Genomic DNA, 15,883 nt, shown 5'->3' with positions numbered 1-15,883 from the left:
GCGCCTGCGGGGAAGCTGGCGTGGTGCTCCCTTGCCTGATTGTCTTCCATGTCTATTTTTATTCGTTCCCATTCCCGCGTCTCCGCTCGGGCGCTGACGGCTGTTTCGTTCGTTTCGCTAGCTTCCGTTGCTGGCAACGCGCTGGCTGAAAACACGATGCCACCTGTCGTCGTCACTGCTGCCCGCATCGAACAAAGCCAGGCTGATGCCTTGCCACACACCACGGTCATTTCCAGCGACACCATCCGCAACAGCCAGGCCATCGATGTGCCGACGCTGCTGCGCAATGAGGCCGGCTTGCAATTTACCCAGAGTGGCGGGCCGGGTCAGCTGGCGTCTTTTTTTCTGCGCGGTGCCTCGCCTAGCCAGACCCTGATCCTGATTGATGGCGTGCCAGTTCGGCGCGAAGGATTCTCCGGTTCGGCTGCGCTCGAGCACATCCTGCCGGAACAGATCGACCACATCGAAATCGTCCGTGGCAACGTGTCGGCGATTTATGGCTCCGGTGCCATCGGCGGCGTGATCCAGATTTTTACCCGGCAAGGCAATCGCACGCCGGTTATCGGCGCGTCCGTCGAAGCCGGTTCGCGTGGCACCATCAAGGTCACCGGTGACCTCGCCGGACAGAGTGACGGCACGCGCTATGCAGTGTCGGCGTCGCGTTTCAGGACCGATGGTTTTTCGGCGATGAACACGACGCAATTTCCGAACGAAAATCCGAACAAGAATGGCTACGACAACACCAGCGCGTCGGTCTCGCTGTCGCAGCAATGGGCCAAAGGGCACGAAGCGGGTATCCGCCTGTATGCCAACGAAGGCAATTTCACCTACGACGGTGGCGGCTTCGGCGCACCAACTGACCTCAACAAGGGCACTTCCAGGCAGCAATCGCTGGCGCTGTTTTCGCGTGACAAGCTGACGTCAGCCTGGACCTCCAACCTGACGGTATCGCAAACCCGCACCAGCAATCGCGATATCTCGATCAGTGCTTACGGTTACGACAGCCTGTACGACAGCACCGCCAACCTGCTGCAATGGAACAATGAATTTGCGCTCGCGCCGGACTGGACCCTGACCGCCGGTGCCGACTTCGGCCACGAAAAAGCCAACGTCACCAACAACGATGGTTTCAGCATCATGCGCAATGCGCCATCGCGCTCGACCGCCAGCGTCTTCGCCGGCGTCAGTGGCAAGATCGATGCGCATCAGTTGCAGGTCAATGCACGTCACGATCAGGTCGACGGCTCCGGCTCGAAGACCACCGGTTATCTTGGCTATGGTTATGTGCTGACGCCAGCATTGAAACTGGTGGCCAGCGCGTCGACGGCATTCAATGCGCCGACACTGGCGCAAGTCTATGACCCCGACAACGGCAATATCAATCTGAAGCCCGAAACCTCACGCTCGGTCGAGGCCGGTGCGCAATATGCGGTAGCCGGCACGCTGGTGCGTGCCACGGTCTTCAAGACCCGTACCAAAGACCAGTTCGGGATTGATCCGGACAATTGCTTTAGCGGTGCCTACCTGTTCGGTTGCCCGACCTTCAACATCGCCCAGGCCACCAATCGCGGGTTTGAACTCAGCGCCAGCGGCCAACTGGCCAGCGTTGATCTGAAAACCAGCCTGACGTTGCAAGAGCCCGTCAACGACGCGACCCATCAGATTCTGATCCGTCGTGCCCGCACGCTCGCTTCGGTCTCTGCGGCACAAGCCTTTGGCGCACTGCGGGTCGGTGCCGACGTCCAGTACAGCGGCAACCGCAACGATGGCAGCAACGCGCTGGGCGGCTACGTGCTGGCCAACCTGAACGCACGGTATGCGTTGTCGAAATCGGTCTCGCTGTTCGCCCGGGTCGACAACCTGTTTGACCGCAACTACCAGACCGCGTACGGCTACAACCAGCCACCACGCGGTGTGTTCGCCGGCCTGCGCTGGCAGCAGTGAGGTCGCAGTGAAAGTGCTCAGTGCGTAACGGCTCGCAGCGTGCCTGGCTAATCCTGGTGCCGATGGCAGCCCTGGCTGCCTTGGCCTTGGGGTTGGCGGTTGCCTGCGGCAGCACGGGCTGCTTTTCCGGCTCGGCCGATATCCTGTGGGCCTTGCGCCTGCCGCGTGCGCTGTCGGCGTTCGCGGTGGGGGGCTTGCTGGCGCTGGCTGGTGCATTGATGCAAGTCTTGCTGCGCAATCCGCTGGCCGATCCGTATGTGCTGGGTGTCTCCGGCGGCGCGGCGGCGGGCGCGATGACGGCGATGTTGCTGGCACCGGCGGCGCTGCTGGCCTGGAGCGCGCATCTCGGTGCGCTGGCCGGTGCGCTGCTGGCGACCGGTTTGTTGTTTGGCCTGGCCCGTGGTGCATTGCTGCACCTGTCGGGCAGTATTTCCGGAATTCGTTTGATCCTGACCGGCGTGATGATCGCCGCCGGTTTTGGTGCCTGCATGACTCTGATCCTGACGCTGGCACCGGACGCCCGCTTGCGCGGGATGATCTTCTGGCTGATGGGCGACCTCGAGAATAATTTGCTGTACGCGCCGGCCTGTATCGCGCTGCTGCTGGCGCTGGTCTGGGCGTGGTCCAACGCGGCGCAGCTCAATGTGCTTGCGCATGGCGACGCCGCCGCACAGTTGCTTGGCGTGCCGGTGCTGCGCTTGCGCGCCGTGACCTTGCTGGTGGCCTCGGTCGCGACTGCTGCTGCCGTGGCGGTGGCCGGCACGATCGGTTTTGTCGGACTGGTCGTGCCGCATGCGTTGCGCCTGCTGTTGGGCAACGACCAGCGTTTGCTGTTGCCGGCCTGCGCGCTCGGTGGCGGGATGGCGCTGGTGCTGGCCGATTTGCTGGCACGCACCGTCGTTGCACCGACCCAGTTGCCGGTCGGCGTGATTACTGCGCTGATCGGTGTGCCGGTATTTCTGTTCCTGCTGCAACGGGGGCGCGCATGAAGTGTTTGCGCACCGACCAGCTCGGCATCACGCGAGGCGGGCGTGCCCTGATTCACGACTTGAACTGGCAAGTCAGTCCGGGCCAGTTCTGGTGCGTGCTCGGTCGCAATGGTGTGGGCAAGACCAGTTTGCTGCATACGCTCGCCGGCTTGCTGCGGCCATCCGCCGGGCGGGTGCTCATCGATGAGGTCGCCTTGCCGGCGATCCCGGCATTGGCGCTGGCCCGTTTGCGTGGGCTGATGCCACAGCAGCATGTCGACGCGTTTTCGATGTCGGTGCTCGAGACCGTGCTGATCGGTCGCACGCCGTATCGCATGGGCCGCGGCTGGGATACCGATGCAGATATCGCCACCGCGCACGCGGCGCTGGCCAGTGTCGATCTGGGCAATCGGGCTGGCAGCGATGTACTGCAGTTATCCGGCGGCGAGCGTCAGCGGGTGGCGCTGGCGACGTTGCTGGTGCAGGCACCGGATATCCTGTTGCTTGATGAGCCAACCGCGCATCAGGATGTTGCGCACCAGCTGGCGATGCTGGGCCTGATTCGCCAGCTTAGCGCCCTGCATGCCGTCGTGATGAACTGCCATGACATCAATCTGGCCGCACGTTTTGCGACTCATGTGCTGGTGCTGGGAGACGGCTGCAGCTGGAGCGGTCCGGTTGACGAGGTGCTGCTGCCCGCGGTGCTTGAGCCGGCTTTTGGTTGCGCGTTTCGGGTGCTGGAGGGACAAGGGATGCGCAGCTTTGTGGCGGGGTAGGGTGCAATAACCGAAGGGCATTGCACCGAACACGTTCCGGTCGCCTAAAACTCTTCCCAATCATCATTGCCGGTCACCGGCTTTTTTACCGCTGATACCGATGCGGGCGCTGTCCGCACGGCCAGCGTTTTTCTGGTTGCCGGCACACGCTTAGCCACCACTGCGGTCGGCCTGGTCGTGACGGCTGGCGTTGCCACACTCGTCGCATTCAACCGGAAGACGCTGACCACGCCGGACAAGTGATGCGCCTGATCCTGCATGCTTTGCGCGGCGGCGGCGGCTTGCTCAACGAGTGCCGCATTCTGTTGGGTGACGTCATCCATCTCGGTGATGGCCATGTTGATTTGTTCGATACCGCGCGTCTGTTCGGCGCTGGCCGACGAAATTTCGCCCATGATGTCGGTCACCCGCTGCACGCTAGTGACGATGTCATTCATTGTCACGCCGGCCTGATCGACCAGCCGGGAACCGGCATCAACCTTGTCGACCGAATCGCTGATCAATTCTTTGATTTCTTTGGCGGCAGAGGCCGAGCGCTGCGCCAGGCTGCGTACTTCGGACGCCACGACCGCAAAGCCACGGCCTTGCTCGCCGGCGCGGGCGGCTTCGACGGCGGCATTGAGCGCGAGGATGTTGGTCTGGAACGCGATGCTGTCGATGACGCCGATGATGTCGACGATCCGCTTGGACGAGTCGTTAATTGACGCCATCGTGCCCACGACTTCGGTGACGATTGCACCACCTTGCACGGCCACCGCCGATGCGCTGGCGGCAAGACTGTTGGCCTGGCGTGCATTGTCCGCATTCTGACGCACGGTCGAAATCAGGTCTTCCATCGAGGATGCGGTCTGTTCCAGCGAACCGGCCTGCGCTTCCGTGCGTGCCGACAGATCCATGTTGCCACTGGCGATTTCACCGGATGCGTGGGCGATCGTGTCCGTACCGATGCGCACTTGGCCGACGATCTCGCCGAGTCGGTCGCGCATCGACTTTAATGCAAACAGCAAGCTGGTCTGGTCGCCCGGACGCAGGATGATGTCGGTGTACAGGTCGCCGCCGGCGATGTTGCCGGTGACTTGCATCGCATAAGCAGGCTCACCGCCAAGTTGCCGCAGCAAACCACGCGTGATGCCTATTGCGAAGGCGATTCCGGCCAGCAAGGCAATGCCAGAGAAAATGGCAATGAGTAGTTGTCCCGACTGGTTGCGTTGGGTGACGGCATCTCCGGCCTTGTCGATGGCGGCATGTTGCTGCGCGGCGAGTTTGTCGAGCGTGGTGAGATACGCGGCCAGCGCCGGTTCAAGCTCGCCGGTGATGGCGCTTTTGGTGGCATTGTCGTTGCCTTCTTTTTTCGCACTGAAGGCAGCAGTACGCGCCTTGATGTAGGCAGCCCGGCGTTCACCGATCTCAGTGTAGACCGGTACTTCGGCATCATTTTTCAGCGACTCGAGTTGTTTCTGGATATCACTGATGCGCGCCGAGGTGGCCTTGATGTCGCTCTCGGTTTTTTTCTGTACGGCGAGGTCATTGCCATTGAGTACGCTGATCAGGCGCGCACCGTTCAGATGGGTCGCGGCATGCCATTCCTGTACCAGTTCAGCCTTGTGCATCGTCGTTGAAATCATCTTGCCAGCGATCTGGTCGACGCCTTGCAGCGACCAGATGCCGACGCCGGCTGCGCCCAGCAGCAGCAACAGAATGGTGGCAAAAGCCAGCGCAAGACGGGTCGCGACGGTCATTCGGGAGGAATTCATGGTGGCGTTATCTCCTGTAGTAAAAGCATCGTTGCGATGTCTGCGCACTGTTTGCCGGCAGCCGCTTTATAAAGTGTTCTTACTTCGCCACCGGCGGCGTCTTCTCGACGCACGCGCCACGGTCACGATCGAACGAGGTGCCGTATTTGTCCCGGCACCAGTCATTCATGTCGATATGCGGCATCCCTGATTGCGCCGGTTGTGCCGCCGTCTTCCGGAGAAAATCCTGCACCGCCGTGTCGCCAATCCGATAGCTCATGACCAGCAAGATCACGGTAATGACGACATTGGCGATGGCCGGTACCCGGATGCGCGCAGCAGGATCATTCCAGAGTTTCCAGCTCCAGTAAATAGCTGGCAATAACAAAAAAAATGAGGTTCCGGCGGCAACCGGACTGACGCGCCAGATGCGCCGGGTCAGCCAGATCCACAGGACCAGACTGAGCAACATCAGTAACAGGTAAATGACAATGAGCATCGCAAGCCTTTCGTCGTCGAGCAGTCAGGATGGCCGTTTGCGGCGCGCACTGTCAAGCTGGCGGCACAGCAGTTCGGTGCCATCGAGCAGACGCGGACCGCTGCGTGCCAGCCAGTCGGCATTGATGATAAACAGGTTGTCGCGCCGGACTGCCAGCAACGACGCAAAGCGGCGCCAGCCAGCCAGCGCGGCGACCTCGTCGTCGCCCCCTGTCAGGATCACTTCGGGATTGGCTTCCAGTACCGCTTCAGTGCCGACGACCGGCGCGATCTGTGGCAACTGCGCAAACACATTGCGGCCGCCGCACAGTCCGATTGCCGTCGAGACCATGCTTTTGCCATTGAGTGTCATCAGCGGTTCGCGCCAGATCTGGTAGAACACGCGCACCGGCGCGCGCTGCTGGTAGGTGCTGGTCAGGATGCGCAGGCGTGCCCGGAAATCGTCGGCGGCAGCGTGGCCGATGGCTTCGCTACCGGCCAGTGTTGCCAGTCGTTCCAGCGACGAGGCGATGGCCGCGAACGTGCGCGGTTCGCTATCAAAAACAGCCATGCCCAGTGCACGCAGACGTGCCAGTTGCGAGGCCGAATTGCCACTGCCCCAGGCTACTACCAGGTCGGGCTTGAGCTGGACGATACGTTCGATATCGAGCGCCGCGGCACCGCCGACCGAACCGATGGCCTTGGCTGCCGCTGGAAAATCGCTGTAGTCGCTGACCCCGACGAGGCGTTCGCCGGCACCGGCTGCAAACAGCAATTCGGTCACGTGCGGCGCGAGGCTGACAATGCGCCGGGCGGGTGTCGTTAGCGTGATGAGATGGCCGGCATCGTCAGTTGCCGACACCGGAGCGGCCTGTGCGACTGCCCCGATTGCGCAGAACAGGCACGCAATGAGGCTGCGCCAGTGCCGCATGGTCATCGCTGTCGTCACACTTCGAGGTTGTCGATCAGGCGCGTCGCACCGAGTTTGGCGGCGGCCAGCACGACCAGCGGCTCGCCACGTACGATCTCGTCGATGCTCGGCGTTTGCAGGTCGGAGCGTCGGCGCACCGACATGTAGTCCGGCTGCCAGCCGTTAGCCGTCAGCAAACTCATCGCATGACGTTCCAGCGCAACCACGTCATGCTGGCCGGCGCGTACTTCGGCGGCCATCGCATGGAGCGCCTGGTACAGCTGCGGCGCGGTGGCGCGTTCCTGTTCCGACAGGTACATATTGCGCGACGACAGCGCCAGTCCGTCGTCGGCACGAAAGGTTTCGGCGGCGATGATGGTGGTGGGCAGCGCGAATTGACGCGACATATTGCGCACGATCATCAGCTGCTGGTAATCCTTTTTGCCGAACACGGCCACGCTCGGTTGCACGCACGAAAACAGCTTGAGGACGACGGTGGTGACGCCGGTAAAAAAGCCCGGCCGGAATTCACCTTCGAGCGTATTGCCCAGATCATCGGGCGGTTGCACGCGGAATTCCTGCGGCTCCGGATACAGGTCTTTTTCGGTTGGCGCAAACAGGACGTAGACGCCTTCCTTTTCAAGTTTCTCGACATCCGACTGGAACGTGCGCGGATAGGTGTCGAAGTCTTCGTTCGGTCCGAACTGCAAGCGGTTGACAAAGATCGAGGCGACCACCGGATCACCATGTTTTTTGGCCAGCTTGATCAGCGACAGATGGCCGTCATGCAGATTGCCCATCGTGGGGACGAAGGCGGTGCGCAACTGGCCGCGCAACTGGTCGCGCAAATCGTCGATCGAGGAAATGATTTTCATGGGTATCCAAAAACAAGGGAGTGGGTAGAAAAAGCATCAGCTTGGCGAGTAGGCCAGCCGGACATAGATAGGCGCAAACGGTTCGGCCTGGGTAATCTCGATCAGGCTTTCCTTGGCCAGTTCCAGCAGCGCGACAAAGTTCACCACCAGCACCGGGATGCCGCGCGCGGTGTCGAACAGATCGGCGAATTCGACGAAGCGCTGGCTTTGCAGGCGGCGCAGGATCGCGCTCATGTGCTCGCGCACGGAGAGTTCTTCGCGGCTGATCTTGTGATGTTCGTTGAGTCGGGTGCGCTTGATGACATCGGCCCAGGCCGATTGCAGGTCGATTACGGCGACATCGGGCCAGCGCGTGACCAGTGCCTGCTCGATAAAAATCTCTGGCACGAAATAGTCGCGACCGACCTGCGGTACGGCATCGAGCTGGTACGCAGCCAGCTTCATCTGTTCGTATTCGAGCAGGCGACGGACCAGTTCGGCGCGCGGGTCGCCGGTCTCGTCGTTATCGGCTTTGCGGGGCGGCAGCAGCATGCGCGATTTGATTTCGATAAGCATCGCGGCCATCAGCAGGTATTCGGCTGCGAGTTCGAGGTTGCTCAGGCGGATCTGGTCGACATAGGCCAGGTATTGGCGCGTTACTTGCGCCATCGGAATATCGAGGATGTTGAAGTTTTGCTTGCGGATCAGGTACAGCAGCAAGTCGAGCGGACCTTCGAACGCTTCCAGAAAAACTTCCAGCGCGTCCGGCGGGATGTAGAGGTCAGTGGGCAGCTTGAATAGCGGTTCGCCATACAGGCGTGCATAGCCGTTGCCTTCTTCCGGAGCAAGCGCCAGCGCAGGACTTGCTGCCCGCATCGTTACAGCTTGTTCTGGTACACGTACGGTTGTTGCGCGACTTTCGAGTCGCTGGTGCGGTCCTGACTATCGAGGTCGCGTGGTGCCTTGTCCCACAGCAGTGCCCGGCCGGCACGTTGCTGCTCTTCGAGTTGCGGATTTTTCTTTTTGAGGTCGGCGATGAGGAGCGTGATCTCGGATTCGTAGCGCTGGAATTGCTTGGTGAATTTCATGGGGCTCTTTGCGACTGGTTGGCGGCAGCGGGCATTTTACCTTGTTCGTCACTGGCAGCGCTGAAAATGCTGGCCAGGTGAAACGCCGCATCAAGGCTGTCGACGCAATGGGTTTCGCCCAGCCGGTCGAGGAAACCGGAGCGTTCCATCTGCGCGCGCGGTTGCCGGTTGGCACCGCACAGGATCAATTGTCCGTCATGCCGGTGCAGCGCCCGGCGCACCGTATCGAGCGCATCAAGACCGGTCGAATCGATACTGATGAGCTGATGCAGTTCGAGGATCAGCACCCGCTCCGGTACCGCGCGCGGTTCGATCAGCAGTTCGAGTTTGCCCACCGCGCCAAAAAACAGCGAGCCATAAATTGCGTAGGCGCGTACGCCGGGTAGTTGGCGGCTATCGGTGATCGGCACGATCTGCGTCAGGTCGGAGATCCGGTAGATGAAAAACACGCAGGCCAGTACCAGCCCGACTTCGACGGCGGTGGTCAGGTCGACGACGACAGTGAGCAAAAACGTCGCCAGCATCAGGATGCGGTACGGCAGCGACAGTCGCCGCAAGCGCACGAACTCGTGCCATTCGCCCATGTTCCAGGCCATGTAAAGCAGGATCGCGGCCAGTGTCGGCAGTGGCACATCGTAAGCCAGTGGTGCTGCGAACAGGATCAGCAGCAACAGCGTCAGCGCATGCACGATGCCGGAGACGGGCGTGGTAGCGCCGCTGCGGATATTGGTGACGGTGCGGGCGATGGTGCCGGTGGCCGGGATGCCGCCAAAAAAGGGCGTGATGAAGTTGGCGACACCCTGCGCCATCAATTCCTGGTTCGGGTCGTGGCGGGTATCGATCAGGCCATCGGCGATGCGCGCGCACAACAGCGATTCGATGGCTCCCAGCAGGGCAATGGTGAGTGTCGGCGCGAACAGTTGCTTGACCAGTGTCCAGCTGAATTCGGGTAACACGAATGCCGGCAAGCCTTGCGGGATACCACCGAAGCGGCTGCCGATGGTGTCGACCGGCAATGCCAGCAGCGCGCTGGCTAGCGTGGCCAGCAACAGCACCACGACGCTGCCGGGAATAATGCTGCAGCGTCGGTGCCAGTGAGGATGCGACAGGCTCGCGTCCAGCGACGAACGTCCCAGCCGCGACCAGGCGATCAGCAGTATTAACGAGAGCAGCGCCAAACCCAGCGATGGCCAGTGGGTGGTCGGCGCATGTTGCGCCAGCATCTGCACCTGGGCAAAAAAATCACCCGGCATGCGGGCAATACTGAGGCCGAAAAAATCCTTCAGCTGCGACAGCGCGATCAGAACCGCAATGCCGTTGGTAAAACCGATCACGATCGGCAGCGGAATGTAGCGAATCAGCGAACCGAGCCGGAAGGTGCCCATCGCAAAGAGCAGGATGCCGGCGCAACTGGTTGAAATCAGCAGATTGGCCAGGCCGTATTTTTCGATGATGCCGTAGATGACGACAATGAAAGCACCGGCCGGTCCGCCGATCTGCACGCGCGATCCGCCCAGTGCCGAAATCAGGAAGCCGGCGACGATGGCGGTGAACAGGCCGGCTTCCGGCTTGACCCCGGAGGCGATCGCAAACGCCATTGCCAGCGGTAGTGCGACAACGCTGACAGCGATGCCGGCAAGAATGTCATTGCGCAGGCGCTGCGGGCTATAGTCGGCGAGGGTATCGAGCAGGACAGGATGAAACCGGAAGTGGAAGGATGCCATGCCATGTCCCTTGAAAAGCAGGCGACAGGTGGTGCCTGCAGGTCAGGCCATTGTGCACGGGAGTTGTGCCTGGGTTCAAGAGAAAGGTCGAAAAGTAGCGTGCAACGCGATCCAATTGTGCACAATCGGATCGCGTCGTTGATGTTGACGTTGACGCTTTAGCTCACACGCATGCCCGGTTCGGCACCCGGCCACGGCTGCAGGATGTAAATGCCGGGGCTGGCTTTTTCGTCGGCAGCCGACGCGGCCAGTACCATGCCTTCGGAAATGCCGAACTTCATTTTGCGTGGCGCAAGGTTGGCCACCATCACAGTCAGCTTGCCGATCAATTCTTCGGGCTGGTACGACGATTTGATGCCGGAAAAGACATTGCGCAGGCGGCCTTCGCCGACATCGAGTGTCAGTCGCAGCAGTTTGTCGGAACCATCGACGGCTTCACAATGGACGATGCGGGCAATGCGCAGGTCGACCTTGGCAAAGTCGTCGATCTTGATTTCATTACCGGTGACGTCCGCAGTGGCGGCGACGACGGGAGCCGGTGTCGTCACCGGCGCGGCGACGGTCAGCGGTACCGGCGGCTCGAACAGTGCATCGAGCATCTTCGGATCGACCCGCTGCATCAGGTGCACGAACGGATTGATCTGGTGCTGATGCGGCAGCGACGTGCTGACATCGGACCAGGTGAGCGGCGCGATATTGAGCATGGCCTCGACTTGTTTTGCCAGCGCAGGCAGCACCGGTTTCAAATACAGCGTCAGGAGCCGGAAGGCTTCGAGCAGGCGACTGCAGACTTCCTGCAAGCGGTCATCGTTGTCCGTGTTCTTGGCCAGTTCCCACGGCTTGTTGGCATCGACATACGCATTGATGCGGTCGGCTTGTTCCATGATCAGGCGCAGCGCCTTGCCGTATTCGCGGCCGTCGTAGAGCGCGTGAATCTCGTCGGCCACATCACGCAGACTGAACAGGAACGTGTCGGACGTGGTGGCCCAGTCGGTCACCACATGACCGTCGAAACGCTTGGCAATGAAGCCGGCCGAACGGCTGGCGATATTGACGTATTTGCCGATCAGGTCGCTGTTGACGCGGGCGACAAAGTCATCCGGATTGAAGTCGACGTCCTCGACCTTGGCGCTCAGTTTGGCGGCGATGTAATAGCGCATCCATTCCGGGTTCATGCCGATGTCGAGGTAGCGCAATGGTGAAATGCCGGTGCCGCGCGACTTCGACATCTTCTCGCCGCTGACCGTGATGAAGCCGTGTACGAACACATTGTTGGGCACCTTGCGTCCGGCAAAGTGAAGCATCGCCGGCCAGAACAGCGTATGGAAATAGGTGATGTCCTTGCCGATGAAGTGATACTGCTCGGTCGCGGGATTGGCCATGAAGGCATCGAAGTCGCGGCCGGTATTGTCGAAGTAATTTTTCAGCGAGGCCAGGTAGCCGATCGGTGCGTCCAGCCAGACATAAAAATATTTGCCGGGCGCGTCAGGAATTTCGATGCCGAAATACGGTGCGTCGCGGCTGATATCCCAGTCGCCCAGTCCGCTTTCCTTGTCGTCCTTGCCTTCGAGCCACTCGCGCGCCTTGTTGGCGACTTCGGGTTGCAAGCGACCTTCCTTGAAGGCCCATTCGCGCAGGAAGTCGACGCATTTCTGGTCGGATAGCTTGAAGAAAAAATGCTCCGACGATTTCATCACCGGTACCGCGCCTGACAAGGCCGAATACGGATTCTTCAGTTCGGTCGGGGCATACACCGCACCGCAGACTTCGCAGGAATCGCCGTACTGGTCCTTGGCACCGCATTTCGGACATTCGCCCTTGATGTAGCGGTCGGCCAGGAACATGTTCTTGACCGGATCGAAAAACTGCTCGATGGTCTTGGTCGTGATCAGCTCGGCGTTGTCGCGCAGGCTGCAATAAATTTCCTTGGACAGTTCGTGGTTTTCTGCGCCATCGGTCGAATGCCAGTTATCGAAGGCGATATGGAAACCTTCGAGCGGAGCCTGCCGGCCAGCCGCGATGCGGGCCACAAATTCCTGCGGCGTCACGCCGGCATTGTCGGCCGCGATCATGATCGGCGCGCCATGCGCATCGTCGGCGCAGACAAAATGCACTTCATGGCCCTGCATGCGCTGAAAGCGGACCCAGATATCGGCCTGGATGTATTCCATGATGTGGCCGATGTGAAAGGCGGCATTGGCGTAGGGCAGAGCGGTGGTGACGAACAGCTGGCGGGGCGAAGTGGCGCTCATGAGCAATGCACAGTGAAATAAGTAAAGTCGTGATTCTAGCAGTGCGGCCTTGTGGCGGCTAACCGTGGGGTGAATCGGTGCAATGCCCTTTGGTTATTGCACCCACCATGACTGATGGGTCGATCTTTCCGGAGCGATGCTTTATTCCAGCGTCATCTCGCCATCTGTGTAGCGAATGTGGTGGTACTGCGATAATTCAGGCATCGTCGTCCATGCTTCTGTGGCGTGAATGACCAAAGTGCCGTTGTCCATGCGTTGGACGGCGCGCTGTTCGCCAGTCCATATGATCTTGCCGGAATAAATCGTGTCATCGATATCTGCAGAAACAATTTCTTCAGGTTTCGCGTGGTGCAAGAAAGCTAGCAACTCTTTGGCTAATTTTCCATCCGGCTTCATCGCGGCACGATGTAGTGCAATGCCGGCTATTATTTTCTTCTTGTCTTTTTCCTCGGGATAGTCGACGGTAAAGCGTGCACTGGCCTCGATCATATCGATACGCAGAATGCCGGCGTCATAGCCTGCTTCCAGCCAACGGAAGTCGTGATCAGCGCTACGTGCGTACTTGGAAATGGCGGTGTCATTGACGTTGAGGAAATAGGCGGTGACTTTGCCAAGCCGGACTTCTACCAGTCTCTCGCGCCAGCCTTGCGGCAAAACCGGAAGTTCCGGATGAATCGGATCGAGGTAGTACCCATTGCGTTCGTGAAAGTCGGAGTCTTCACCCAGTGCAGTGGAGATTTCCAGTGCCCGCCCCGGGTCCCGAAGCGGGTAGAAATCGATATCGATCGACATCGACATCATTTCTGGCGGTGGGTCAACATAGCCAAGTACGGACAGGCTGCCAGCAATCACAAACTCGTGATGATTACTGATGTCCGCTGCAGCTTCGAGCGCCACCTGAATTTCTTCAAGCCGCATTGTCTATCTCTCTGAAATAGCGAACGGATGCCACAAAGGGCGAGTTCTGGCGTAACTGGATGGCCTCGAGAGAGCATGCTTCGAGCATGTCGGCCGCTTGTTCGGGATGTAGTAAAAGACATTCCCATGCTGAAATGTAGTCATTGCTGCACAGATTTTTTTCGCGCCAAAGATGGATTTGTATTTTGGCTGCGACGATTACTGCCTGTGCCGAGGCAGGGTCGCGCAGTGCGCGCGCGACCGGCAAGTGTTTGGTGCGCCTGCGCTCGTTGATGGCATCAAGTTGCTGGCGAACGGTCGGCTGGGCAGACAAGTCAGTGCTGTTCATCAAATTATCTTAGTCGAATTCGGTGTGTCTGGCATATGCCTTTTATCGTGTCGCACCGAAATACACCGGACAGTTGCGTACGTCAATGCGACGGTTGTGCACCTCTTGCTGCTTGACCAATTGCTTCCGTTGCGATCACCGTCGCTTCTGCTGCGCATTGCCCGGTGAAGCCGGCGCGGTAAAATGCGTCTTTCCCTCATTGGCGACGCCGCAGCCCGGCGTCGACCCTGCTCGCCATGATTGTTCGCACCCGCTTTGCTCCCAGCCCGACCGGTTACCTTCATCTCGGTGGTGCCCGCACTGCCTTGTTCGCCTGGGCCTATGCGCGCCACTTTGGTGGCACCTTCATCCTGCGCATCGAAGATACCGATCTCGAACGCTCGACGCCGCAAGCAGTGCAAGCCATTCTCGACGGCATGGCCTGGCTGGGGTTGCAGCACGACGAAGGCCCGTTCTATCAGATGCAGCGCATGGATCGCTATCGCGAAGTGGTGGCCCAGTTGCTTGCCAATGGTAGCGCCTATCACTGTTATTCATCGCCGGCCGAAGTCGAGGCGATGCGTGAACGCCAGCGTCTGGCCGGGGACAAGCCGCGCTACGACGGCGCCTGGCGGCCCGCGCCCGGCAAGACCTTGCCGCCTGTACCGGCCGACCGTCAGCCGGTGGTCCGCTTTTGCAATCCGCTCGATGGCGAAGTGACCTGGATCGATCTGGTCAAGGGGCCGATCACGATCGCCAACCGCGAAATGGATGACCTCGTCATCGCCCGTCCGGACGGCACGCCGACCTACAATTTTTGCGTGGCCGTCGATGATTCGGACATGGAAATCACCCACGTCATTCGTGGCGACGACCATGTCAACAACACGCCGCGCCAGATCAACATCCTGCACGCGCTCGGTGCCAAGTTGCCGGAATACGGCCACTTGCCGATGATTCTTGGCACCGACGGCGAGAAGCTCTCGAAGCGCCATGGCGCGGTCAGCGTGATGGATTATCCGGCGCAGGGATTTTTGCCTGAAGCGATGCTGAACTATCTGGCGCGGCTGGGCTGGAGTCATGGCGACGAAGAGATTTTTTCGATGGCGCAATTCATCGAATGGTTCGACCTCGATCACCTGTCGAAATCGCCGGCCCAGTTCAATCCCGAAAAACTGGCCTGGGTCAACAACCATTACATCAAGCACACCGACGACGCGCAACTGGCCGGGCTGGTGCGTCCGCTGATGGTCGACGCGCAATTCGACGGCAGTCCCGATCTGGCGCGCGCCATTGGTCTGATGAAGGAACGTGCGAACACGCTCATTGAAGTAGCCAGTGCGACGATGCTGTTCTATCGTCAGCCGCAACCGGATGCAGCGTTGCTGACGCAGCACCTGACAGAGGCAGTCAAGCCGGCGTTGGCGGAGTTTGCTACCCGGTGCGAGACGGTTGAATGGAGCAAGGCAGCGATTGCCGCCATGATCAAGGAAGTCCTGACCAGCCATGGCTTGAAGATGCCGCAACTGGCGATGCCATTGCGTCTGTTGCTGACCGGTCAGTTGCAGACGCCGGCGATCGACGCCGTGATCGAATTGTTTGGTCGGTCGCTGGTGCAAAAGCGGCTTCTGAATGGCTTGGAATAATTTCCCGAATGGGATTTACAGGTGCCGAATTCCTCGGCTATAATTCGGCCTCTGTCGTACGGGGGTATAGCTCAGCTGGGAGAGCGCTTGCATGGCATGCAAGAGGTCATCGGTTCGATCCCGTTTACCTCCACCAGCATCTTGATGATGTCGGGTCAGCGCACAGAGTAGTCAGGTAGTAAGCAGTAACGGCCAGTACGGACAGTTTATGTCCCCATCGTCTAGAGGCCTAGGACATCACCCTTTCACGGTGAGTACAGGGGTTCGAATCCCCTTGGGGACACCA

General features: G+C 60.0%; 14 protein-coding genes and 2 tRNA genes. 6 read left to right on the top strand and 10 right to left on the bottom strand.

Features of this window, described 5'->3' with window-relative positions; genetic code table 11:
- Positions 1 to 48 precede the first annotated feature (48 nt).
- The 3 genes from QN370_RS16580 to QN370_RS16570 are packed head-to-tail and all read left to right on the top strand — an operon-like array spanning position 49 to position 3,688.
- Positions 49 to 1,944, top strand: coding sequence for a TonB-dependent receptor plug domain-containing protein (locus QN370_RS16580; RefSeq protein ID WP_322126583.1), 1,896 nt, complete (start codon positions 49 to 51; stop codon positions 1,942 to 1,944).
- A 20-nt stretch (positions 1,945 to 1,964) separates the two neighbouring features.
- Positions 1,965 to 2,933 carry a FecCD family ABC transporter permease gene (locus QN370_RS16575; RefSeq protein WP_416172115.1) on the top strand — a complete coding sequence of 323 codons (969 nt, stop codon included), beginning with the start codon at positions 1,965 to 1,967 and terminating at the stop codon, positions 2,931 to 2,933.
- Entirely contained in the window at positions 2,930 to 3,688 is a 759-nt protein-coding gene (locus tag QN370_RS16570; RefSeq protein ID WP_322126584.1) for an ABC transporter ATP-binding protein, read from the top strand. Before QN370_RS16575 ends, QN370_RS16570 begins: the two co-directional genes overlap by 4 nt.
- Positions 3,689 to 3,732: 44 nt before the next feature.
- On the opposite strand, the gene QN370_RS16565 is transcribed toward QN370_RS16570, so the two are convergent.
- The 10 genes from QN370_RS16565 to QN370_RS16520 form a co-directional block, all read right to left on the bottom strand.
- Positions 3,733 to 5,442 carry a methyl-accepting chemotaxis protein gene (locus QN370_RS16565; RefSeq protein ID WP_322126585.1) on the bottom strand — a complete coding sequence of 570 codons (1,710 nt, stop codon included), beginning with the start codon at positions 5,440 to 5,442 and terminating at the stop codon, positions 3,733 to 3,735.
- A 79-nt stretch (positions 5,443 to 5,521) separates the two neighbouring features.
- Complete coding sequence (locus QN370_RS16560) at positions 5,522 to 5,920, bottom strand: hypothetical protein (protein ID WP_322126586.1); 399 nt, start codon at positions 5,918 to 5,920, stop codon at positions 5,522 to 5,524.
- Positions 5,921 to 5,944: 24 nt separating this feature from the next.
- Entirely contained in the window at positions 5,945 to 6,829 is an 885-nt protein-coding gene (locus tag QN370_RS16555; RefSeq protein WP_322127219.1) for a cobalamin-binding protein, read from the bottom strand.
- A 14-nt stretch (positions 6,830 to 6,843) separates the two neighbouring features.
- Positions 6,844 to 7,683 carry a pantoate--beta-alanine ligase gene (gene panC, locus QN370_RS16550; RefSeq protein ID WP_322126587.1) on the bottom strand — a complete coding sequence of 280 codons (840 nt, stop codon included), beginning with the start codon at positions 7,681 to 7,683 and terminating at the stop codon, positions 6,844 to 6,846.
- Positions 7,684 to 7,719: 36 nt separating this feature from the next.
- On the bottom strand, positions 7,720 to 8,538 hold the full coding sequence (locus QN370_RS16545) for a ScpA family protein (RefSeq protein WP_322126588.1): 819 nt from the start codon (positions 8,536 to 8,538) through the stop codon (positions 7,720 to 7,722).
- 2 nt (positions 8,539 to 8,540) lie between these two features.
- Positions 8,541 to 8,750: a DUF3460 family protein gene (locus QN370_RS16540; RefSeq protein WP_322126589.1), complete on the bottom strand. Its 210-nt coding sequence runs from the start codon at positions 8,748 to 8,750 to the stop codon at positions 8,541 to 8,543.
- The gene (locus tag QN370_RS16535; RefSeq protein ID WP_322126590.1) at positions 8,747 to 10,474 is read right to left on the bottom strand and encodes a SulP family inorganic anion transporter; all 1,728 of its coding nucleotides are present in this window, start codon (positions 10,472 to 10,474) and stop codon (positions 8,747 to 8,749) included. Before QN370_RS16535 ends, QN370_RS16540 begins: the two co-directional genes overlap by 4 nt.
- A gap of 158 nt (positions 10,475 to 10,632) precedes the next feature.
- On the bottom strand, positions 10,633 to 12,726 hold the full coding sequence (metG, locus tag QN370_RS16530; protein ID WP_322126591.1) for a methionine--tRNA ligase: 2,094 nt from the start codon (positions 12,724 to 12,726) through the stop codon (positions 10,633 to 10,635).
- A 141-nt stretch (positions 12,727 to 12,867) separates the two neighbouring features.
- Entirely contained in the window at positions 12,868 to 13,644 is a 777-nt protein-coding gene (locus tag QN370_RS16525) for a DUF6036 family nucleotidyltransferase (protein ID WP_322126592.1), read from the bottom strand.
- The gene (locus tag QN370_RS16520; protein WP_322126593.1) at positions 13,634 to 13,972 is read right to left on the bottom strand and encodes a hypothetical protein; all 339 of its coding nucleotides are present in this window, start codon (positions 13,970 to 13,972) and stop codon (positions 13,634 to 13,636) included. The genes QN370_RS16525 and QN370_RS16520 overlap by 11 nt, the downstream gene beginning before the upstream one ends.
- Before the next feature lie 236 nt (positions 13,973 to 14,208).
- Here QN370_RS16520 and gltX point away from each other — a divergent pair, with 236 nt between their 5' ends.
- The 3 genes from gltX (at position 14,209) to QN370_RS16505 (ending at position 15,883) form a co-directional block, all read left to right on the top strand.
- Complete coding sequence (gene gltX / locus QN370_RS16515) at positions 14,209 to 15,597, top strand: glutamate--tRNA ligase (RefSeq protein WP_322126594.1); 1,389 nt, start codon at positions 14,209 to 14,211, stop codon at positions 15,595 to 15,597.
- Positions 15,598 to 15,657: 60 nt separating this feature from the next.
- Positions 15,658 to 15,733, top strand: a tRNA-Ala gene (locus QN370_RS16510).
- A gap of 74 nt (positions 15,734 to 15,807) precedes the next feature.
- Positions 15,808 to 15,883 (top strand) — tRNA-Glu (locus QN370_RS16505).

The sequence above is a fragment of the Actimicrobium sp. CCI2.3 genome (assembly GCF_035019065.1).
Classification (GTDB): domain Bacteria; phylum Pseudomonadota; class Gammaproteobacteria; order Burkholderiales; family Burkholderiaceae_D; genus Actimicrobium.
This window is presented reverse-complemented; position numbering and strand designations above follow the sequence as displayed.